At 68.9% G+C, this 21,606-nt stretch carries 20 protein-coding genes; 15 read left to right on the forward strand and 5 right to left on the reverse strand.

The genetic code is table 11. From position 1 onward, the window contains the following. Positions 1-10 precede the first annotated feature (10 nt). Both ABEB00_RS21090 and eccE read right to left on the reverse strand, forming a co-directional pair. Positions 11-871 (reverse strand): hypothetical protein, encoded by an 861-nt coding sequence (locus ABEB00_RS21090; protein WP_345621491.1) that lies wholly within the window; start codon positions 869-871, stop codon positions 11-13. Beyond that, on the reverse strand, positions 871-2,193 hold the full coding sequence (eccE, locus tag ABEB00_RS21095; protein ID WP_345621492.1) for a type VII secretion protein EccE: 1,323 nt from the start codon (positions 2,191-2,193) through the stop codon (positions 871-873). Before eccE ends, ABEB00_RS21090 begins: the two co-directional genes overlap by 1 nt. Before the next feature lie 559 nt (positions 2,194-2,752). On the opposite strand from eccE, the gene eccB reads away from it, so the two are divergent. The 10 genes from eccB to ABEB00_RS21145 all read left to right on the forward strand — a co-directional run bounded on the left by eccB (position 2,753) and on the right by ABEB00_RS21145 (position 13,331). Beyond that, positions 2,753-4,366 carry a type VII secretion protein EccB gene (gene eccB, locus ABEB00_RS21100; RefSeq protein ID WP_345621493.1) on the forward strand — a complete coding sequence of 538 codons (1,614 nt, stop codon included), beginning with the start codon at positions 2,753-2,755 and terminating at the stop codon, positions 4,364-4,366. 241 nt (positions 4,367-4,607) lie between these two features. Beyond that, positions 4,608-4,919, forward strand: coding sequence for a WXG100 family type VII secretion target (locus ABEB00_RS21105; RefSeq protein WP_345621496.1), 312 nt, complete (start codon positions 4,608-4,610; stop codon positions 4,917-4,919). 214 nt (positions 4,920-5,133) lie between these two features. Next, the gene (locus tag ABEB00_RS21110; RefSeq protein WP_345621497.1) at positions 5,134-5,418 is read left to right on the forward strand and encodes a WXG100 family type VII secretion target; all 285 of its coding nucleotides are present in this window, start codon (positions 5,134-5,136) and stop codon (positions 5,416-5,418) included. Between the two features lie 346 nt (positions 5,419-5,764). After that, a complete protein-coding gene (gene mycP, locus ABEB00_RS21115) occupies positions 5,765-6,991 on the forward strand; it encodes a type VII secretion-associated serine protease mycosin (RefSeq protein ID WP_425586542.1) in 1,227 nt (408 codons plus the stop codon). Between the two features lie 55 nt (positions 6,992-7,046). Continuing rightward, positions 7,047-7,382 carry a hypothetical protein gene (locus ABEB00_RS21120; protein WP_345621499.1) on the forward strand — a complete coding sequence of 112 codons (336 nt, stop codon included), beginning with the start codon at positions 7,047-7,049 and terminating at the stop codon, positions 7,380-7,382. 43 nt (positions 7,383-7,425) lie between these two features. Further along, positions 7,426-8,964 carry a WXG100 family type VII secretion target gene (locus tag ABEB00_RS21125; RefSeq protein ID WP_345621500.1) on the forward strand — a complete coding sequence of 513 codons (1,539 nt, stop codon included), beginning with the start codon at positions 7,426-7,428 and terminating at the stop codon, positions 8,962-8,964. 88 nt (positions 8,965-9,052) lie between these two features. Then, the gene (locus ABEB00_RS21130) at positions 9,053-10,375 is read left to right on the forward strand and encodes a S8 family serine peptidase (RefSeq protein ID WP_345621501.1); all 1,323 of its coding nucleotides are present in this window, start codon (positions 9,053-9,055) and stop codon (positions 10,373-10,375) included. A 940-nt stretch (positions 10,376-11,315) separates the two neighbouring features. Further along, entirely contained in the window at positions 11,316-12,074 is a 759-nt protein-coding gene (locus tag ABEB00_RS21135) for a hypothetical protein (protein WP_345621502.1), read from the forward strand. A gap of 287 nt (positions 12,075-12,361) precedes the next feature. After that, positions 12,362-12,703, forward strand: a complete 342-nt coding sequence (locus ABEB00_RS21140) for a hypothetical protein (protein WP_345621503.1) — start codon at positions 12,362-12,364, stop codon at positions 12,701-12,703. A 136-nt stretch (positions 12,704-12,839) separates the two neighbouring features. Continuing rightward, entirely contained in the window at positions 12,840-13,331 is a 492-nt protein-coding gene (locus ABEB00_RS21145; RefSeq protein ID WP_345621504.1) for a hypothetical protein, read from the forward strand. A gap of 645 nt (positions 13,332-13,976) precedes the next feature. Here ABEB00_RS21145 and ABEB00_RS21150 read toward each other — a convergent pair. Next, a complete protein-coding gene (locus ABEB00_RS21150) occupies positions 13,977-14,336 on the reverse strand; it encodes a hypothetical protein (protein ID WP_345621505.1) in 360 nt (119 codons plus the stop codon). A gap of 491 nt (positions 14,337-14,827) precedes the next feature. Here ABEB00_RS21150 and ABEB00_RS21155 point away from each other — a divergent pair, with 491 nt between their 5' ends. Genes ABEB00_RS21155 through ABEB00_RS21165 form a run of 3 tightly spaced genes read left to right on the forward strand, consistent with a single transcriptional unit; the run spans position 14,828 to position 17,570 of the window. After that, a complete protein-coding gene (locus tag ABEB00_RS21155; protein WP_345621507.1) occupies positions 14,828-16,489 on the forward strand; it encodes an alpha/beta hydrolase in 1,662 nt (553 codons plus the stop codon). 58 nt (positions 16,490-16,547) lie between these two features. After that, on the forward strand, positions 16,548-17,021 hold the full coding sequence (locus tag ABEB00_RS21160) for a hypothetical protein (protein ID WP_345621508.1): 474 nt from the start codon (positions 16,548-16,550) through the stop codon (positions 17,019-17,021). Positions 17,022-17,054: 33 nt separating this feature from the next. Beyond that, positions 17,055-17,570, forward strand: a complete 516-nt coding sequence (locus ABEB00_RS21165; protein ID WP_345621509.1) for a type VII secretion target — start codon at positions 17,055-17,057, stop codon at positions 17,568-17,570. Positions 17,571-17,814: 244 nt separating this feature from the next. Here ABEB00_RS21165 and ABEB00_RS21170 read toward each other — a convergent pair whose 3' ends face one another. Continuing rightward, positions 17,815-18,534 carry a hypothetical protein gene (locus ABEB00_RS21170; protein WP_345621510.1) on the reverse strand — a complete coding sequence of 240 codons (720 nt, stop codon included), beginning with the start codon at positions 18,532-18,534 and terminating at the stop codon, positions 17,815-17,817. A gap of 1,146 nt (positions 18,535-19,680) precedes the next feature. Then, positions 19,681-20,403 carry an ArsR/SmtB family transcription factor gene (locus tag ABEB00_RS21175; protein WP_345621511.1) on the reverse strand — a complete coding sequence of 241 codons (723 nt, stop codon included), beginning with the start codon at positions 20,401-20,403 and terminating at the stop codon, positions 19,681-19,683. A 126-nt stretch (positions 20,404-20,529) separates the two neighbouring features. Between ABEB00_RS21175 and ABEB00_RS21180 the strand changes: the two genes are divergently transcribed. Both ABEB00_RS21180 and ABEB00_RS36100 read left to right on the forward strand, forming a co-directional pair. Further along, the gene (locus ABEB00_RS21180) at positions 20,530-21,030 is read left to right on the forward strand and encodes a GNAT family N-acetyltransferase (protein ID WP_345621512.1); all 501 of its coding nucleotides are present in this window, start codon (positions 20,530-20,532) and stop codon (positions 21,028-21,030) included. 119 nt (positions 21,031-21,149) lie between these two features. Then, entirely contained in the window at positions 21,150-21,467 is a 318-nt protein-coding gene (locus ABEB00_RS36100) for a transposase family protein (RefSeq protein ID WP_425586543.1), read from the forward strand. Positions 21,468-21,606: the final 139 nt, after the last annotated feature.

A 21,606-nucleotide genomic window follows, 5' to 3' on the forward strand; every position in this document is an offset into this window, starting at 1 on the left:
CGACGGCCCGTCAGTCCATGCGGCGGGCCACGCCGAGCAGTCCCGTCTCCGCGTCGGTGGGTTCGGTCATCACGAACTTGTGGTGCTTGCGAGTGCACCACAGGGCGACGCCGTCGTGAAGGGTCGGAAGATGCTGGAGATGCTCGCCCGGAATGCCCAGGGTGTCCCGGACCACCTCGGTCTCGTACGGCGAGATGCGCTGGACGCCCACCAGATCGGCCTGGGCCAGCCAGCGCGGCGCGTGCTCGCTGACGAACGGCAGCACCGTCACCACCGACTGCCACGGCACCGAGGTCACCCGGCCGCGCGGCGGGCGGATGCCGCAGTCCCGGAACAGCACGACCGGGCTCGACACCGAGGGGCCCTGCGCGGGCACCCGGCCCACCGGATAGACCGTCACGCACTGCTGGCCGCCGCCGGCCGCCTGGGCCAACTGCTGCCAGGCCTGCGGACGGCCGGTCTCGACGCCCACGCGCGCGCCCGTCGCGGCCGCCCGCAACGCCATCACCTGGGCCAGCCACAGCCCACCCACGAGCACGACCTCGAAGGTGGTCGGGCGGGCCAGGCCGAGCACGGCCGGCCGGCCCTGCTGGTCGGCGCCGATCAGTACGCCGTCGTCACCGATCGGCATGCTGATCGCGGCCAGTTCGTCGGCGCTGACGACGTGCCGGTTGCGGCGCGGACCGCGCAGTCCGAACCCCGCGCTCAGGATCCGCCGGGGCCGCTGCGGCGCCTGCGGCTGCCGCACGATCGGGATCATGCCGGTGTCGGTGGGCGAGGCCACGTGCGCGGGCGTGCGCCCTTGGGCGTTCTGGCCCTGTGCGTTCTGACCCTGCTGTCCCGGGGGCACGGTCGGGGCGGGCTGGGACATCAGTACGTACCTCCGAGCGGCAGAGTGGCGAGGGCACCGGGGACCTGTTCCCGGTCCAGGCGGACCAGGCCGACCTTCGCGGCACTCGCGGCCCGCTCCAACTCGCGCCCGACCTCAGCCAGTTCGCTGTCGCCGCGCGCGGTGACCCGGACGTGCCCGGTGAGGCAGACCCCCCGCTTGCCGGCCCTGCTCAGGGTCATGCTGAAGGTGGTGGCGAGCACGGGCAGCGAGGTGAACCGCGTGACCAGCTCCGGCAACGCCACCCCGCCGCTGCCCAACTGCGGCCAGCGCGAGACCCAGTACGTCGTGTGGTAGCGGTCGTCGACCCGCCAGTTCCGTACCGACTCGACCGTACGGCGCTGGGGCGCGCGCCCCTCCTGGGAGTGCTGCGCGTTGGCGCGTGGGTTGAGGCAGGCGGAGGTCGCGAGCGCCTGGACCAGTTCGGTCTCGTCCAGGATGGTCGCCTGGAAACCGGCGCCGGCCAGCCGGCTCGCGAGCTGGTCCGCCACCCGCAGCAGCGCCCGCTGCGCGCCGGGGACGCCGTCCCCGCGGGCCTGGACCGCCTCCGAGGACAGTTCCGGGTCGAGCTTGAGGGCGACCCAGGTGAGCCGCAGCGCGGGCGCGCCCGACTGCGCCTGGAGCGGTCCGTACGACCGCGCGGCGAGCGACTGCGGCGGCAGGTGCGGCGCGGGCGCCGGCTGGGTGTGCTGCACGACCTGGGCGGAGGCGAGCCGGATGCCGTCCACCTCCAGGGTGTCCTGGATCAGCCGCAGCGGCAGTTGCCGCCCGGCGGCCTCCGGGCGCAGCGGCTGGTCGCCGGGTTGCACGAAGAGCACCGCGGTCAGGAAGGTCCCGTCGCCGATCATGCCGATCGAGCGGTTGTCACGGGAGACGAAGGGGTACGTCCGCAGCGCGGGGTCGCACTCCACCGCCGCGGCCAGCATCGGGTCGGTGCCGGGTGGGACGGGGTCCTTGGCCTCGCGCCGGCGGCGGCGCAGCGCCCGCGTCGTCTCGTACCACTCGGGCAGCGGCCGGCTGCCCCGGCGCAGGACGGCCAGGAGCAGCAGCAGCGCCGCGACGGCGCCGGCCGGGGCCAGCAGCCAGGAGACGTCGGCGACCCAGGCGGCCAGCACGACCGCCGCCGCGAGTTCCACGAGGATGAGCTGTTGCAGCCGTACCGGGCCCAGACCGCCGGGGCGGGGCAGGGTGCGCGGCGACGCGGCGGCGGAGGCGGCCGGAGCGGGCGGCGTGCGGGTGCCGCCCGGTTCTCCCGGTGGCTGCTGTGCGCGGCGTCCGCGCCGAGTGCTCGTAGCGCTGGTCATCCCCCGGACATCCCTTTCGCGAAGTAGCGGCCGTGCGTCGGGCGGTCCCTGGCGTACGAGGTCCCGGCGACGGGCCAGGGGCACCGAAGGCCCACATCATCCATGCGAGTGGCTCACGGTACCCGCTGCGGTCCGCGAGGCGACACAGGGGACACCGGCCCCAGGTGGCCAGGGTGGCACGGAGGGGCCCCGGGTGGTGGAGGGCCGCAGTGAAGCTCTGTGAAGATGCCGGGGCGGCCGGCCACCTGCGGGACGGCCGCTCGGGGCGCAGGGCATAGTAGGTGCCTGAGTGGCCGAAGCGCCGGTCGGACACGGCCGATTCGCGTGGGACGCGGATTCGCGCGTGACGCGGATCAGCGCGTGATGCCGCGCGCGCATGCATGATGGGGCCGGGGCCGGGGCGGGGCCGCTCGGATGGGGTGGCGCCGGGCAGCGCGGGGAAGGGCGGCGCAGGGCGGCGCAGCGTGAGGCAGCGCAGGGCAGTCCGCCACGCCGTCGAGCGGGAACAGCGGGAACAGCGGGAACAGTCGAGCGGGAACAAACGGGAGATACGGGGACCATGGCACAGCAGCGTCGGGACGAGCTAGCCGCCTACACGTTCGCTCGCAAGCGCACCGTCGCGGCGTTCCTCGCGCCGTCGCCGGGCGGCTCGGAGGAGGGCGCGCCGCGTCCCGTCCGTACGGTCATGCCCAGCCTGGCGGTCGGCCTCGTCCTGGTGGTCGGATTCATCGCCTGGGGCGTCATCAAGCCGACCGCGCCCGAGGGTTGGGACACCCCAGGCGAGCACATCATCGTCGACAGCGACTCCACCACGCGCTACGTCGTCCTGCCCGACGAGACGTCGAACGGCAAGAAGACCCCGACGCTGCACCCCGTCCTCAACTACGCCTCCGCCAAGCTCCTCCTCGACAAGGGCAAGGGCACCGTCGTCGAGGTCCCGGGCAAGGAGATCGACAAGAGCGGCATCCCGCACGGCTCGACCCTCGGCATCCCGTACGCCCCCGACCGCCTCCCCTCCGAGACGGACGCGAAGGAGCCCAAGACCTGGGCGGTGTGCGAGCGCCCGGCCCCCGGGTCGGCCGCCGCGATCGACCGTGCCGTCTTCGTCCTGGACGAGGCCGACGCCAAGTCCCTGGACGGTGCGGGCAAGGTCGACCCCCGCGAGGCCCTGTACGTCATCGACTCCAAGACCTCCCTGGAGTACCTGGTCGACGGCAAGGGCAACCGCTTCCTGCTGGGCGGCGAGTCGGGCCTGGACTCCACCACCATGGAGCAGTTGCGCGCCGCGGTGATCGGCACCAAGCTCACGCCGCAGCCGGTGAGCCAGGAATGGCTGAACACCCTCAACGAGGGCGGGGCCATCGCCTTCCCGGAGGTCCCCTCCATCGGCGCGCCGACCTCGGTCCAGGGGCTCCCCGCCGAGGCGAGCACGGTCGGGCGGGTGCTGAAGGCCAAGGACGCGCAGGGCGAGCAGTACTACGTCGTCCTCAAGGACGAGGTCGCCGCCATCACCCCCTTCGTCGCCGCGCTGCTCCAGCAGTCGCCCGACGCCGGGAAGGCGTACGGGACGGACGGCATCAGCCCCGTCCAGGCCGACACCCAGGCCATCATCGTGGCCAACGGCGGCCGAGCGGCCGGCTTCTACGCCGACAAGGGCTGGCCCCAGGCCGTCCCGCGGCAGGCCAACCCCGCGGCCACCGCGACCGGCGCGGCCCTCACCACCTCGTGCAGCGTCTACGACGGCACCATCGGCCAGGACAAGAAGCCGCAGCTCGCCGCGTGGGCCGGAGCGACGTACCCCGAGAAGGCGATCGCCGACTCGCTGAGCGCCTCCGTCTCCTCCGGCTCGGGCCTCCTCTTCCAGGAGGTCACCGGCGCGGCGGCGGGCGGCGGCGCGACATACCTGCTGACGGACACCGGCCTGAGGTACTCGCTGCCCACGAACAACGACAGCGCGGCGGCGGCGAGCGGCGGCGAGGCGTCCTCGTCGCAGAGCGGCGCGTCGGGCGAGGCGGGCGCGTCGGGCGAGGCGAGCGAGACGGACAAGGCGCGCACGCGGCTCGGCTACGAGAACGTCTCCGATCCCGCGATCGTCCCGCAGAGCTGGGCGACCTTCATCCCGAAGGGGCCCACGCTGGACACGGGGGGCGCGCGGCAGCCGCAAAGCCAGTGATCGGAATTTCAACAACCCTGCTACGAGCCCTGATTGATGCCTCGCTTGAGGTTTCGCTCGACGGTAAACGACGCAGGGATCACGAATTGATCGCTCGCGTGTGTGAGCCCTGTAACTGATTGGTCTTGCCTGTCGTCCAGTGACAGGCTGACGATAGAGTGTTTGCAGCGCTCAGGCGTGTGAACTTCTCCGGGCGCCGGTGCAGGGCCCGGGGCAACAACGACATGGGGGAAGGTTCATCATGGCCGGCCAGTTCCGGGTAACAGAGGACGAACTCACCAAGCTCTCCGGTGACATCACCAACGTCAACGGTCAGCTTCAGGGCGAGATCCGCCGCCTCAACGGAGTGATCGAGCAGATCGCCGGCGGTTGGCAGGGCCAGGCGGCCAAGTCGTACCACCAGCTCCAGGAGCGCTGGAACACGGACGCGAAGAAGATGAGCGACATCCTCACCGACATCAAGGAAGCCGTGGACTCCACGCGGAGCAACTACTCCGCGTCGGAAGAGCAGCAGAACTCCGAGATCAGCAAGATCATGTCCGACTTCGGCTGACCAGCCGGCAGGTCCCTCGGCTGATCAGGTCAGGCGACCCTTCGGCCGATCAAGCCAAGCGCGGGTCCTTCGGCTGATCAGGCCAAGCGGGTCCTTCGGCTGATCAGGCCAAGCGGATCACGGCTGTTCTTTCGGTTTCGGCCTCGGTCTCGGCCTCGACCGATCTCCACTGACTCTCCACGACTCACCACGACTTTCCTGAAAGGGAACGACGATGTCGATCCTCGTCAATTACGCGACCATCACCAACGCCTCCACGGACGTGAAGACGACCGCCGGCCGTATCAAGCAGCAGCTCGACGACCTCGAGGCCGCGGTCAAGCGCGTCGCCAGCACCTGGGAAGGCGAGGCGCAGGAGGGCTACCAGCGCAAGCAGCGTGAGTGGGACAAGACCGCTCAGGACCTGCACGCCACCCTGCTGAAGATCTCCACGGCCCTGCAGAGCGCCGCCGACAACTACCAGGCCACCGAGAAGAGCAACGCCTCGACCTGGGGCTGAGCCCGTCGGCGACCCACGGGGGATGTGAGATGGACAGATGCGGCCCAGCCGACGCCATGGCGTCCGCTGGGCCGTCCTCTGCTTCACACCCGGTGGCTCGGCGCTGGCAGGCGAGGAACCCTGGGGACACGACATGGAGGACCTGAAGGTGGAGGGCAGCACGCGCCGCTCGCCCGGCCGAACGGGCACCGGCGCCCGCGTGGGTGCCGATGCCGGTATCGGTACCGGCATCGGCATCGGCATCGGCATCGGCATCGGTGGAAGCCGCGCCCTGCGGCGGACCTTCGGCGTGCTCGCGGTCACCGGCATCTGTCTCGCCGGGGCACCGGTGGCGGTGGCGGACACGATGGAGCCCGTGCGCGTCACGGGAGAGTCCCCTTCCGCCCCCGCCCCCGCCCCCGCCCCCGCCTCGGGTTCGGGTTCGGGCTCGGGCAACGTGGACTTCGGCCTCTCCGCCACCACGGAGTGCGTCTTCGGCGGTGACGTCATCAAGTCCACGCCGTGGTCCCTCCAGCGGATCCTCCTGGACGAGTTGTGGGAGGAGACGAAGGGCGCGGGCGTCACCGTCGCGGTGATCGACACGGGCGTGGACGACTCCAACACCCAGTTGCGCGGCGCGATGGCCTCCGGGGGCAAGGACTACGTCGGTTCCACGGACGGCACCCAGGACATCGAGGGCCACGGCACCCGGGTCGCGGGCATCATCGCCGCCCGCCCGCTGAAGGGCGGCCGCTCCGGCTTCGTGGGCCTGGCCCCCGAGGCCAAGATCCTCTCCTACCGCTACACCGGCGGGGAGGAGAAGCAGGGCGACTCGGGAACCATGTCGAAGGCGATCCGGGACGCCGTCGCCAAGGGCGCGAAGATCATCAACATCTCCTCGGACACCGAGAACAAGGAAGACAACACCGGGCTACGCAAAGCCGTGGCGGACGCCGTGGACGCGGGCGCCCTGATCATCGCGGCGGCCGGCAACGACGGCGCCGAGGGCACCCCCGCCGAGACCTACCCGGCCTCGTACCCGGGCGTCCTGGCCGTCGCCGCCTCCGACCGTAACGACGAACGCGCCTTCTTCTCACAGACGGGCGACTTCGTCGACGTAGCGGCACCCGGGGTCGGCATGGTCTCCACCGTCCCCGAGGACGGCCAGTGCACCGCCGACGGTACGAGCTTCGCCGCCCCGTACGTCGCGGGTGTCGCCGCCCTGCTGAAGAGCAAATACCCGGACTGGGACGCGGCCCAGATCGCCACCCGCATCGAGGAGACCGCCCAGCGCCCGGGCCGCGAACCCAACCAGTACGTAGGTTGGGGAGTCGTCGACCCGGTCGCCGCTCTCTCGGAGGAATCCACCCCGGGCACCACCCCGAAGCCGGACCCCGCGGTCGCGGCCGGCTCCGGCGGCGTCGTCCCCATGGAAGTCACCATGGGGGAGAGCGAGGAGGAACGGGAACGCCGAGCGGCGATCTACGTCCTGGGCACGGCAATGGTCCTGGTCCTGGTGATAGCGGGCAGCGGCGTAGCCGTACGGGACTGGCGCACCAGGCACGCGACCCGCCCCGGGCGAGCCACCCGATGACCGGGTCACCGAGCAGCGCCGAAAATCTGAAAAACAGGGGAGAGGACAACGGGGTATGAGCAACGGAATGCGGGTTGATCTGAGCGCGCTGGATGAGGTCATCCGGAAGCTCAACGGCCTTCTCTCGGACATGGACAAGGCGAACACCAAGGCCAAGTACGAGACGGATATTCCGAACAGCGCGTTCGGTAGTGCCAAGTTCCTGGAGTCCAACGAACTTCACGAAGCTCACCAGAAGCAGAAGGCTCGGATCGAGAACATCATCAGGTCCCTGCACACGCTGGTCGATGATTTCGGCTCGAGCACCTCGAAGGTCAGGGACAAGTACAGCAACCAGGAGCAGGCGAACGCCCAAGGCGTGAGCGCTGCTCCCAAGGGTGCGGCCAACTAGCGGTTCAGCGACCGGTCACTGACGACGAGGGGGACCTTCGAAGATGTACGGCTACGGCTACCAGAGTCCTGAGATGATCAAGGCTCAGCAAGAGGCGCAAGAGCAGCGGATCCAGGACAAGCACGACGAGAAGCTCGATGACCTCCCCGACGGAGGTATGGGCGGCCCGGACCGCAGCCAGCTCGACACGCCTTTCATGCAGATGAGCATCCCTGAGCTGCGATCCATGATTCTGGATGCGGATCCCGGTCGGATCTACGAGGTCAGCCAGCACTGGAAGTCCGTCCACAACATCCTTTCCGGCGGCGACGGCGACGGGAAGAGCGGCGGTGTGGACCAGGTCTCATCCAAGGACAGTGTTGCGGGCATGCTGCAGAGCGCTGTGGAGAACGTCCTCGAACACTGGGAGGGCGACGCCGCCGAGGCATTCCGCAAAAAGGCCAACGAAATCATGCAGAACGTCCGCAACGGAGCTGCATGGGCCAACCACTACGGCGAGATCACGCACGCCGTCCAGAACGACCTGCGGAACTCCATCGCCAAGATGCGGGAGGTCGAAGAGCCTTCTGGCTGGTCGAGAGCCTGGGACAAGCTCACGGATGACGAGCGCAGCGACGAGCAACTTCTGGAAGACATCAACAAGGGAGTAAGCACCGACGCCGCCCGCCAGGCAAACGCGGACTCCTTGTCAGCGGGTAAAGAGGCCCAGCTTCAGGGGGTGGCGATCATGGAGCAGTTGGGGGTCAATTACAAGGCGTATGCGAAGCGTGGTGGAGAATTTGACGACGGCGGAGACCCCTTCCTGCCTCCGAACCCCGAAACGCCGATGCCTACCCCCATCTCCATGCCACCATCAGGTGGTAAGGGGCCAAGCAACGCCAGCGGCTCTACCAAGCCGTGGAGCGCTGGCCCAACAAACACCGTGAAGCCAGCCCCCACAGTGTCCCGAACCCCGGGTATCACGGGAGGATCGCAGCTCCCGACAACCGGTACGAAGGTGGACGGTATCTCTCCGGGCCTGACCGGAACTGGACCTGGTATCAGCGCTGCTACGGGTGGCGGAGGTGGCGGTGCTATCGGCACTGCAGGGGCTCAAGGGCCGGGCATCGTGACGCCCGGTGCCGTTCCGGGTGTCGGCCGCGGTGGCACTGCAGGACGCGGTGGCATCGGTGTGGCCGGTGGTCGAGGCGGACTGGCTGGAGGCGGTGCGGCGGCGGGACGCGGTGCTGGTGGGCGAGCCGGCATGGGAGGCATGGGCTCTGGCGCCGGCGCCGCAGGCCGCGGTGCTGCCGGTGCGGGTGGCCGCGGAGCTCTTGCGAAGTCTCGCGGTGGCGTCGTCGGTGCGGCAAAGGGCATCACGGGGAAGGGTGCAGGCGGTGGTGCAGGCCTCCACGGCAGCCGGGGAGGCACCCAGCGCGGCGCCATGGCTGGTGGTGGGGCTGGCGCCCTGGGCGGCCGCAAGGGTCGCCGGCCGGAGGACGAGAACAGCACGGGAGACCGTCCCGACTACCTTGTCGAGGACGAAGAGACCTGGATCTCGGAAGAGGACCGCAACCGTAATGTGCCGCGCACTATCGAGTAGTTGAACGGATGAGCCGCACGCGCGAAGCGTGCGGCTCGCCTTGTGAATGACTGGTAAAGCCAGTCGAAGTTGAGTGAGGAGCAAGCAGGTGGGTGTCAAACGAGTCTGGTCCACGACAGGAGTTGTGGCGTTGACGGGAGCCTTGCTCCTCACTTCAGCCTCGACGGCGTCGGCAGATTATGTCCGCGACGGACAATGGCCGCTAACGGTGTACGACGCGGAGAAGGTTTGGGAGACGTCTCGAGGTGCAGATGTCACTGTCGCTGTGGTCGACTCAGGTGTCGACGCCAGCCATGTGGATCTTACCGGGCAGGTACTTCCTGGTAAGGACTTCACCGGGTCTGACAACCCTCAGCAGGATAATGCCGGACATGGCACTGGAATGGCCAGCCTCATCGCCGGTCACGGACATGGGGCAAATGGTGCCGCTGGTGTAATGGGTCTTGCCCCGGAATCAAAGATTCTCCCCGTGAGGGTAGACACCAGTGAGAACAATGTTGACACCGCAGCCCTGACGGCCGGAATTCGCTATGCGGTCGACCAGGGTGCATCTGTCATAAATCTCTCCATCGGTGATAGTAGTGCCTATCCCGGATCGAAGGCTGCCGAGGCCATCGCTTACGCCCAAGATCACGATGTCGTAGTAGTGGCTGCTACAGGAAATGACGCTGGCACTGTTAGCTATCCTGCGGCACTGCCGGGGGTTGTGGCCGTATCTGCTGTGGATCAAAGTCTCGGATTTTGGGGCAAGTCAAACACCGGGAATGTAACCGTCGCTGCCCCAGGTGTTCAGACACCTCAAGCTGACCCCACAAGCCCTAGCGGGTACGTGAAAGCAGATGGAACTTCCGGCTCTGCCGCTTATGTATCGGCGATCGTCGCTCTTCTCCGCTCCGAGTACCCAAACCTGAGCGCAGGGCAGACCATTAACCGTCTTATCAAGGCAGCTTCGTTCCTGGAGAACAAGGGAAAGAAGGCGCCCGATAGCCAACTGGGCTACGGCATCGCCCGCCCAGGCTCCGCGCTGACCATGGACATCCCCGCAGGGCCCAAGGAGGGCCCCCTCGCCAAGGCCTCCACGTCCACGAATTCCGGCGCCGCCTCCGACGGCGATGACAGCAAGACGCAGGCGAAGAAGAAGAGCAAGTCCTCCTCGGGCGGCATCCTGGTCATTGCTGGGATCGCAGCCGTCGTAGTCGTCATCGCCATCCTCTTCGCGGTGATCCGTAGTCGCCGTAACCGCGGCAATCGCGGTGGCGGCCCCGGTTCCGGCGGAGGAACGCCCGGGTATCCCGTGGGATACCCGCAACAGCCTCCGACGGGCCAGCAGCCGTATCCGTATCCCCCCGACGCCGGCCAGAGTCAGGGGTATCCGACGCCTCCAGGGCAGCCGCCTCGCCACGGTCAGTGAGAGGCGAGCAGAGACGGTGGTACGAGAGGCGGTCTACGCCCAACCCGGGGCGCACCGAGACAGTCGTGCCCGTGGGCGCCATCGTCCTCACGGTGGCCCGTGGTCGCCGTAACCGCGGCCAGGGAAGTGGACCGGGCCCTGATGGCGGGCTGCCTTCATGCAAGGGGAGTTGTCCGATATCACTGGACCGAGTGAGCAGCCGTCGTTCTCAGGGAAGTCTGGAGCGGCGACGGACAGGGTGTGTGAGGACTTCGGCTGATGCTCCCTGCGGCATGGACGCGTACATCGACCGGAGCCGCGCCCAAGATCGGAGCATGGTGCGCGGGTATCGGGTCGGTGTCGGTGTCGTCCGTACTCGCGCTGTGGCTGCTCTGCGACAACCCGCCGCTGCGGCGGCTGCTGATTCTTCTGCGCCTCGGCTGTGTGACGGCATGCCTGGGAGTGATCGCTGCGCTGCGGCGATACGCCTGGGGCCCCCGTCCCTTCGCAGAGGTCGCCGAGGACTTGTGTGCCGAAGCGGCCGAAGGCGCGAGAGCCGACGATGAGGTGTCCCGGCGCTCCTCGTCGTCCTGGCCCTCGTTGCCGTGCCGCCTTCCGTCGAGGCGGGTGAAACAGATCCGATTGGCCGCCGGGGTGTTCGGACTCGCCACAGCGGTCATCGCGACGCTTGCCCTGACCGCAGGCAGACCCGAGCGGGGCGATCTGACCGAGCGCCTGCACGCCGCCGTAGCCGAGTTCGGTGTCGCACGGGCGGAGAAGGTCGGTGAGGTGCGACAGAAGCCGACCTCCAAGGGGAAAGATCCATACGCGGCCACGGTGGTCGTCCAGCTCCCCGTTCGCGTCGACGGCGCCGGTGACGACGAGGGTCAGGTCGACGACTTTCGAGCGGCCACGTCCCGGCGATCCGGTGCCCGTCCTGTACGCGCCCACCGCACCCGAGTTGGGCGCCCTGGCCGGCGACGAACGCGGTCTCGGCTGGCGGGTGTGGGGCGAGACGCTGCTCGCGTCCGCTTGGTGGTTCGTGCTGGCCGCGGCGCTCCTCGCCGGCCTGGGAGCCGTCCACCACGCATGGGGGCGGCACGGTTCTCGCGCGTTCTCGCTGTCGGACGGGAGGGACAAGGCCCTGTGCGGCCGTTACACCCGCGTCGGCGGGCCGGGTACGTTCGTCGGCTCCGTGGAGTCCCACGGCAATACCTACCTTGAGGTGGAAACCGATGCGGGCCGGGTGTGTTTCCGGTCGGATCTAGGCAAGCGGGGACTGCCCGCCGTGCTGGAACGGCAGGAACTGTCGTTGTGCTGGGACGCTCGCCGCGGAGCGCGCGGGTGGCGGGTGTCTCCGAAGAAGACGCCCGCTGTCCTGGTGTTCGACACGGGCCTGGTCGTGCACGGGATGTTGAGTGTCGAGCAGGATCGGGCGTTGAACGACAGGGGTGCGACCGTCGAGGAGCAAGCCCCGACTGGTGATATGCGGCGGGCATTCTCGGTGTTCTCAGTGCGTTCGCGGCCGGCGGGGATACTTAAGCGGGGGCACCGCCAAGTCGTCCCCGCCGCGCGGTCGTCCGGGCGGTTCAGCAGCGACCTGAATGTTGAATTTCAACCCCTACACGCAGCAACCCCCGTATCAGGGCCAGTAGACCAGGGCACAGCGGCGGCCCTCTACGTGCCCGGCCGGCCCCGATCGGCCGGGGTGGGTAAGTGAGTAGCCGAGACTTTGAGGAGCCAGCTCATGGGGGAACATTCAAGACGGATGTCGATCAATTGGGGGCGGTTCCTCAAAACCCTTGAAGATTGAGTGAAGTATCTGGGTGGCGCGCGATCAGGCCTGGCGCATGTGCGGGCCGAACAGATCGGCACGCAGCGGCTGGACGAGGTCTGCGACTGATTTCAGGAGCGCTGGAAATACGGTTCTGAACAGACCAAGGAAATGGTCGAGGCCGTCAGCGAGGGCGTGAAATCCAACAAAGAACCTGGCGGACCCGGAGCGGCGTGGACATGTTTGCCGCTTGGGTCTCCATCGCCGGAGACACCGTCGAAATGATTCCCGGCGGAGAGGCGCTCGGTTTGACGGCGAGGGAGGTCGCCGACGGAGTGAGTACGGCCGGCAGGACGGGGGTGGCCGTGTCCCACACGGAGAAGGCCGGTGCCTTCGTGAAGGAGATCGTCCCTGCCTTCTCGAAGAGCGCCGCGGACGAAGTCGCCGATACATGGCGCCTCGCCGGGGAGAGCGCGGGGGCCTCGGGCAAATTGATGGCGTCCATCAGCGCCAACGGCCCGAATGTCGCGGCGAATCTTGTGTCCTCCACGGAGAGCCTGGGGCTGGTGTCCTAGGACGGCTCCGCACACAATTCGGCGGAGAGTACGAAGGCCGCGGCCACTCTCCACGCTGTCGCGGAGATGGCAGGATGGGCGTGACGAAGAGGGCAGATGTGACAGACATGGGGGCAGCGGAAAGGCGAACAGCGGCGTGACGGGCGTGACGGGCGTGACCGGCGTGGACACGGAGGCAGAGAGCCGTGCGAAACTCCTTTTCTCATACGGACTGCCGCACGGTTACCTACGGCTGGACCTGAATCCTCCGGTCGAGAAAGTCATCGAACTCGTCGAGCAGGTACTCAGCCTTCCAGCCGAATTGCGGGAGCGGGCGGAAAGCGTCACACGCTTCTACGCCGGCGTCGCGGGCCTGCTGAACGCGCAGGACGTCCTCGGGTGCGCCCTGGGTCCGCACCCGGACGGGGCCGGAGGTTTCACCTCCTCCGTTCTCATGGTCTGCGCCGTCCCGGCGTCCGGAGCCGACGCCAGGCTCGTGCTCGCGAGCCTGGCGGGGACCGCTTCGGACCGGCCGGACGAGGGCATGCGACCACTCGACTCGACTCGACTCGACTCGACCTGCCGGGCGGGACGGGATTCCTCGTCACGGGTGCGGACACGCGTGGCATCGCCGTACTGCAACTGGTGACGTTCGCTGTGGAACTGGCCGACACGCACCATGACTTCGGGTGAACCGAAGCGGTACACGGACGGAGATGAGATGCCGGAGAGCCCCCATGCCGCGGCGGCCTCAGCGGCCACGGACGTCGCCAAGGTGATGAGAGACAACTACGTCATCCTGGCGAGACTTCTCGCCGCACGGCTGGCCTGTGTGGTGGTCCTGGTCGGCGTACCCGTGGCGGTGAACAGGGCAGGCGCGGAGGCGTCGTTCCTTCTGACACTGCCCTTGGTCGTGGCCGCGTTCGTGTGTGTACTCACGGCCTACCGCCTGTGGGCCGGCGTCCGCCTGACGCAGTGCCGCAAGTCCTGCGTCACTACCCTACCCTCTGCGATTCCACAGCCGGGTGGTCAGAAAGGGCTCGCGCTGGACCGAGTACAGCACCGTCTTCGAGGTCAAGGTGTCCCACCGCGGTGAGCACGGAGCTTGGCTGATGAAGGCGATCAACGCTTCCGGACCCCGGCGTTGGCCGGGGGCTCTGTCTCTGGTACGCGCGCGGCACCGGCAGCAAACGGGTGGTGTACTGACGTTGCCGGGCGCCGGTGACCTGCTGTCGGTGACCTGCTGTCGGTGACCCCGCGGCCCGGCAGCCACTGATCCGACCGTCGGACCGCATCATGCTGATCCCGCCGCGGGCAAGGAACGAAGGGTCACCCCGTCCTTGAGGGTGGGCGAGGCTTCCCCTGCGAAGGCGTGGGCGGACGCGAGTCGCCGCAGGACGCTGAGCGGGACGCCCCGGTATTCGCGGGGATGCAGCGTGATGAGGTATACCCACCCCTCGGGCTGTACTTGCCGTGTGACGTGGTGGAACACCCGGCTGCGCCGGCTGAAACGGTGCCGGCCGGCTTCCTCGGCGAGGCGGGCGAGTTCGCGGGCCAGGTGCGCCTCGTGCCTCGTGACGTCGTGCGACATCCGTCGCAGGAGTGCCACTGGGGACATGAACCGGGACAGCGGTTCGAGAAGGCGCGGCAGCATGTCCTGCGTTCCGTCCCCGAAGAACGAAGAACACCGTGAGCAGCCAGAGCGTCCGCAGGATGAGATCGAGCGGGACGACGATCCACTGTGCGACGAACCAGGCAAGGAGGCACAGCCGCGAGGGATGCGTGAGCGTCGGATCACCGGACGACCGAAGACGTGGTGCCGCAGCCACGTCCGCTCTCCCATCATGCTGTCGAGGAAGCCGACCGGTTGTGGGGCCTGAGTGATGAGGCCTGAGTGATGAGGCCTGAGAGGTGGGCCTGAAAGGTGGGCCTGAGTGGTGGGATCTGCTACGAGAACGAGCGTCGGGACACAGGTTATAGGGCGGACGTAGTCCCTCCACAAGCTTGATCCGGTGAGTGAGACGTCGGTTAGGGTGAACGTCTCGAACTCATGAGTGGGTCGTAGCAACGGGGGTTGCCTCATGTCTGTGTGTGCGGGTCCGCCATGCCCTGAGGGCCGTGCGGGCCGACCGGGTGGGAGCCGACATGGCTTCTGACTTCACCCGGCTGATGAAGCAGGACTTCTCCGATCTCGAAGCCGCCGCCAAGTCCTGGCGTGCACTGTCGACGACCATGGACTTGCTCACCGACCGCCACCGCAGACAGGTCACCGGGCCTTTGCACCAGGCATGGAAGGGTGACGACGCCGACGCGGCCCTCTTCTACCTGGAGGACGTCGAGTCGCGGATCGGCATCGTCGAAACGGAGGCCATGGCCGTCGCGTCGGTACTGGAGACCACCGGGTTCTGGATGGAGGCCGCCCAGACCAAGCTGCGCAACGCGGTCCGGCGAGCGGAGCAAGACGGCTTCGAGGTGGACGCTGACGGATGGGTCAGCGACCCGACGACGGACGATCTGCCCCGCCAGGACCCCGACGTCCAAGCGATCATCGCGGACCGCAACTCGCTGCTCGGCGAGTACCGCGCCCGGATCGACGAGGCGCTGACCGAGGCGCGGAAGGCGAGTGGCGACGGCAGCACGGCCCTCGGTGAACTGAGCGGTGACATCCTCACCGACCCGCTCAACAACGACTCGGCGGCTGAATCCGCCCTGGACGTCAAGAACGCGATGAAGGCCGTGGGCGTAACCGCCCCCCAGATACCCGGCGACGATCCGAAGGCGGCCGCCGACTGGTGGAAGGCGCTCAGCCCGGCTGACCGCCAGACGTACACCACGCTCTATCCGAAGGAGATCGGGGCGACGGACGGACTGCCGACCGACGTACGCGACGACGCCAACCGTACGTCCGTGACGCAGGAATTGAACGCTCTGCAATACGGCAACTACGCGGAGCACTTTCCGGGCGAGAGCACGGAGACCGTCAACAGGCGGCTCAACAACCTCACGCTGCTCAATGACCGCATCGAGGCGTCGGACAGCGCACCGAAGGGCAAAGAGCTGTACCTGCTCGGCTACGACTCCAAGGACGACGGCCGGGCCATCATCGCCATGGGCAATCCGGACACCGCCGCGCACACGGGGATCCTGGTGCCGGGGACCAACACGAACATGGAGGCCGTGCCGGGCCAGGTCGAGCGCATCGGCAAGTTGCGGTCTTCGGCGGAAGAACAGTCCAACGGCGAGAGCGTGGCAATGGTCACCTGGCTCGGCTATGACGCCCCCGAAGCTTCCCTGACCGACTTCAACAGTGTCGGCGGAACCGGCCGGGCCGAGGACGCCGCGCCGGATCTGCGGCAGTTCGTGGCGGGTACGCAGGCGGCCCACGACGGGTCGCCGAGTCACACCACCGTACTGGGCCACAGTTACGGGTCCACCGTGGTGGGGGCCGCCGCCGCCGGAGGAGCGGGCCTGGGCGCCGACGACGTCCTCGTGGTGGGCAGTCCTGGCATGACGGTGGACGAGGCGCAGGACCTCCAGATGGACCCGGAGCATGTATGGATCGGCGGTGCCGAGGACGACGCCGTCAGCAACCACGCCTCCGACCTCACTCTCGGCCGTGACCCGATGCTCGGAGGCTTTGGTGGCAACAATTTCGGAGTGGACACCCACGGCCACAGTGGATATTGGGACACGGGCAGCGAATCCCTCGCCAACCAGGGTGCCGTCATCGCGGGACGGCAGCCCACACAGGTGCCGAAGGAGGGCACGGAGCTGCCGCCGGAGGCGTACATCGTCCCCGGTCTGTGACTCGTTCTTCCGTACGGTCATCGCCCTCGTGGTGGCCTTGCTCTCGACTGGAGGCTGCATGTCCCCGAGTGAAGACGACCCGAACGCCCCGCTGCCCCGCATGGGGAAGGACGCTGCGGTGAAATGGGCCGAGGACTACACGGCGTACATGGCCCGTCTCACCGATGTCGAGCTGACTCCCGCGACGGCCAAGGTGAACTTCGAGGCGTGCGTCGGAGGTGACGACGAGGTCGCTGAGGACGGCCGGTACAGCCTCTTCTACTACGTCTACTCCGAGGCTCCCGTCACGGAGCACACGCGCGTCGTGCGGACCCTCCGCCGGGAGCTCCCGCAGCAGGGATACGAGGTCACGGGATACAGGGAGTTCAAGGACGCTTACACCTCCGCGGTGTTCCGCGCCCGCAGTACAGAGAACTCCTATCTGGTCACGGCCACGACTGTCGGATCGGGCAAGACGGAGCCCCAAGCCCTCTCCTTCGCCGTCCGCACCCCCTGCATGCTCCCGCCCGGCGCGACCCAGCAGCAGTTCTGACCGCCCGAACCGAACGTGTGAGAGGAACCGGACGTGTCGAGGACCACCGATGTCGAACCGGCCGAGCTGCGTGCCTCCGCCGGCGCGTGCGACGGCATAGCCCGTGACATGAAGAGCCCCGCCGACAAGGCGGTGAAGGAGGCCGGCACCGCGGGCGGCTCGCTCACCGGCTGGTCGGTCGGGCCCGCCCTGACGGAGATCGCGAACAGTTGGAAGCCCGCGCTCGACGGCCTGCACGCCCGGGTCCGGGCCGGCGGGGACAACCTCCGCTCCTCCGCGGACGGTCACGAGTGGAACGACAAGCGGACCTCCCAGGACTTCGAGCGGACGGACGGTGACACCGCGGTCCAGGCCACCCCCGGCGCGATGCCGGCGGTACTGCGCCCGAGCCCGGGCACACAGCACCCCGTCGGGCACCCGAGCGGCCGTCCCGTCGGTCACGGGACCGGCACCGCCCCGGACCCGCGCGCCTCGTACGGCACCAACATGCCGACGTACGACGAAACCATCGGCACCCGCCCCACGCCGGGCACGAACGACTTCGGCTGAGGCTGAGGAGGAGACGTAGGCGCAGACGCAGACGCAGGCGGAGGCGGAGCGGAACGGTGACGGAGGCCGACTAGGCCCGGGGCAGCCGTGTGCTGGCGGGTCTGCGGCAGTCCCTGGAGCATCTCGACTCGGCCCCGGTCAGCCCGGTTCTGGCGTTCCTCCTCGTGGACGAGGGCGGGCACTTCGGCATCGGCACCGCCCGGAGAGCGCGTGACATGAGTGTGCGGCCGGTCCCTCGCGGGCGTCAGCGCCGGCCGCGGCTCCTGCCGATGGCGTAGGCGAGACCCCAGGCGACGACCGCGGCGATCACGAGGCCGAGCGGGGAGACCCAGTCGACGCCGCCGTTGATCTCGTCGTTCCACCACGCCTTGGCCGGGATGAGGGGGTCGACCTGCATCATGTCGCCGATGGCCGCGGGCGACTGGCTCTCGGCGAGGATGAGGGGCACGGCGTTGGTGAACCCGAAGAAGGCAGCGAGCGCGGCGACCACGGCACCGCCGAGGGGAGCGCCGGTACTGCGGTGGCCCATCAGGCCGACCAGCGCGCCGACGATCGCCGCGTTGACGACGGCGTGGACCAGGTAGAGGGTCTGGGACGCGGCGAGCGACTGCTCCTTGTAGGTGAGCACGATCAGTCCGCTGTACAGCAGCGACACGACGACCGACACGCACAGCCCGACGAAGACCGCGCCGACGGGATGACCACTGCGCGCACGCGGCGGCTGTCCGTACGGCGCCCGGTACGGCGGTACCGGCTGCGCCGGGTACATCGGCTGTCCCGGCACCTGCGCCGGCGCCCCGTAATACATCGGGGGCTGGCCGGGGACGGCGGGCGGCGCCGGCGGAGGTCCGAACCCGGGCGGCGGCTGCTGCTGGTGGTGGGGCGGCGGGGCGGGCGAGTTCTGCGGGGGGCGCGGAGGCTGTGCCGGCGGCGGTGGCGGCTGGAACGGCGGCGGCTGACTCATGGTCTCCCCACGGAGTGAACTGGCGGAAGCAGCAAGTTATCAGTGACCCGTGGACGACGCGTCAGCGTCTCGGCACCCTCTGTTCACACGCCTGCCCCGCCCTCCTCGTCCGCCGTGTACAGGGGTGGGCGGGGTTGCCCGTTGCCTCTGCTTCCTCACTCGTTGTACAGCGGGTGCGTCCAAGCACCGGCACCGGCCGTGGAACCTTGGTCGTCGAGGTCCCGGACGCGGCATCGACGATGTGCTGGCGCAGGAGGTTGCTCTCCTCCCGGTGCCGTCGAGTCGGCCCTCGTCGGGTCTGTGAGGGACGCGCGGCCGATGAGGCCGAGCATCCGACGGAAGACGTCCGCGGCCATGCCAGTCCCGTCCGGGAGGGGGCTACCGGCGTTCCCGACTCTGCCGGCGTCCGTCGTCCCGATTCCGAAGATCCCCGCGGGCCGCCAGCTCGACCAGACGGTTCGCCAGGGGAGTTCCACTCCCGCGTTCAGGAACTGGTCGGCCAACTCCGTACGTTTCGAGGCGAACCGTAGGGACACCGTCGGGATAGGCCACCCGCAGGGTCTCGTACAGCCCGTTCGGTGCGCAGATGGCGAGCACCGAGCCGTTCTCCAGCACGCTGCCGGGCAGGACGCCCGCGTGAGCGGCGTGCAGCGGCAGAGCCCGAGCGGCGTAACGCGCCACCGGCCCGTTACCGCGCCGCCCACCCTCGTGCTCGGCACCGAGGGAGAGGAGAAGTGCCTCGACCCATCTTGCCTGGGCCGCCGGACAAGGCCGTGCGCGCCGCAAGGCGTGCACGAGCCCGTCGGAGGTGAACCCCACCGCCGGATCACCGGACGGATCCTCCGACAGAGAGAGGTCCGTCCGGCGGCGGGCCAGGGCCTGCGGTTCCTCGACGCTGGCGGGTGCTTCAGCGGCGTGGCACAGCAGCCCCCAGAAGGCCACGGACACCTGCCTGGTCTCGGCAGCGGCCAGGGCGTGCAGCCATGGGGCCCCTTGCTCCTCGGCGATGCCACCGTCGAGGGGGGACGACGGCGCGGATGGCAGGGCGATCTCGTACTCGTGATTCGGGGGTACGGGCAGGGCCCCGGGTCGAGTCCTGTTCGTCCGACTTGATCATGTGTCGGCGCGGCCCGAGCCGGACCGGAATCAAAGTTCGGTTGGCGGCAGGCCGAGGTGGTCGTGCCATGCCGCGCATCCTGCGGGTGTCACGAGCAGGGCGCGGGTAGTGCCGATGCGCGTCATCCATCCGGTGGTGAGTGCGTGGGTGCACAGGGCGGCGCCCACGGCGCCGGCCAGGTGGGGACGGCGCTCGGTCCAGTCAAGACATGCGCGTACTGGTGGGCGGCGTGAACCGGTGGGCACCGTGATGCCGATCTCGACGAGCCAGAGGGTGCCCTTGTTGGTCAGGCCCGGATCGGATCCCCACTCCAGCAGTCCGCGCTCGACCATCGCGTCGGTGATCGCCAGTGCGACGGTTCCGGCCAGGTGGTCGTAGCACAGCCGGGCGCGGGCCAGTGCGTGCTGTCGGCCGGAGGCCGACAGTGAACGTGGCCGGGCTTTGTCCTGCGGGGCCAGCGCGGCAAGGCTTTCGATCAGTTCGACCACCCTGCGGTCGGCTACCCGTACATAGCGGTGGCGTCCGTGTCGCTCCTCGACAAGGAGTCCGCCGTTCACGAGCAGGTTCAGGTGTGAGGTTGCGGTGGACGGTGCGATGCCGGCGTGACGCGCGAGCTCAGTTGCCGTCCACGCCCGGCCGTCGAGCAGCGCGAGGCAGAAAGCGGCCCGGGTGCCGTCGGCCAGTAGTTTGGCCACCCCTGCCAGGTCCACCCCCACGTCCTGACCTGCGCGCTGAAAGTCCACGGTGTCCATTGTCGCCGACGTCTCTTCGACGGCTGTCGAAGCGTCCGCGTCCTAGCGTCGGCACGTGCGCAGGGCTCGCCAGCCCCGCATCCGCCCGCGAGGCCGCGCCGCCTCTGCTCACGTACTGGAGCAACCATGACTTCGTCCGACATCGCCGTCACAGGCTCCCACCAGCCTGAATCCCGGACGTACTTCGTACTCACGGACACCCCCGCCCCGGCGGACATCGCGGCGATCTCCGACGCGCTGGACCGCTTCAACGTCGAGCACACGGGGATCGCCGACCGCAGACCTCTGGCCGTCCTGGTCCGTGATCCCGCAACGCGCCAGGTGGTCGGCGGGCTGACCGGGCGTACCTCGCTCGGGCTGTTCTTCCTCGACCTCTTCTACCTGCCACCCCGGTTGCGGGGCAGCAGGCTGGGAACACAGATCCTCCGGAAGGCCGAGGACGAGGCCCGTGCCCGTGGCTGCCGCACGGCCGTGCTCTACACGATCACCTTCCAGGCTCCCGGCTTCTACCAGAAGTACGGGTGGAAGCTGCTGGGAGAGGTGCCCTGCGATCCACCGGGTACCAGCCGCGTCTTCATGACCAAGGACCTCACCGCACCAAGCGGCGAATCAGTTCGGTCCCGGTAAGGTCGCCGTGCTCGTTGCACCATCATCCTTCCCGTGCTCCGCTCCTGCCACAGGCCGCGTCCCGAGTGTCACGGAGCGAGGCGGTGCTGCCGTCCGGGCTGCTCGACGCGCTGGCCCGGGTGCCCGATCCTCGCAATCCGCGCGGCGTACGGTTCCGGCTGGCGACGTTGCTCGCGGTCGGAGTGTGTGCTCTCACCAGCGCCGGCCACAACTCCCGGACCGCTGTCGCCGAGTGGGTACGCCGCTGCGACCAGGATGTCCTGGCTCGACTGGGCTGCCCTCCGGCCAGGGACCGGCGAGTTCCTCCCCCGTCGCGGCGTCCCACACCCGGTACCGCTCGTCCCGGCCGCCGCGCGCGACGACCGCTGTCCGGCCGGCGCGGTAGTCGTCGCCGGCGACGGCCAACTGGTGCAGGGGTCCGGGACGCACGGACCTGACATCCATCGCCCCCGGTGATCGCCAGCGCGCCCAGCGGACCTTCCAGGGAAGGTCGAGCCCACAGGCGGCGATCTCGGCGGCGGTCTCCCGGTCACCGCGTGCGGTGCTCGTGAGATGCAGCCAGGAGGCCCATTCGCC

It is taken from the genome of Streptomyces ziwulingensis (genome assembly GCF_039542605.1).
Lineage (GTDB): Bacteria > Actinomycetota > Actinomycetes > Streptomycetales > Streptomycetaceae > Streptomyces > Streptomyces ziwulingensis.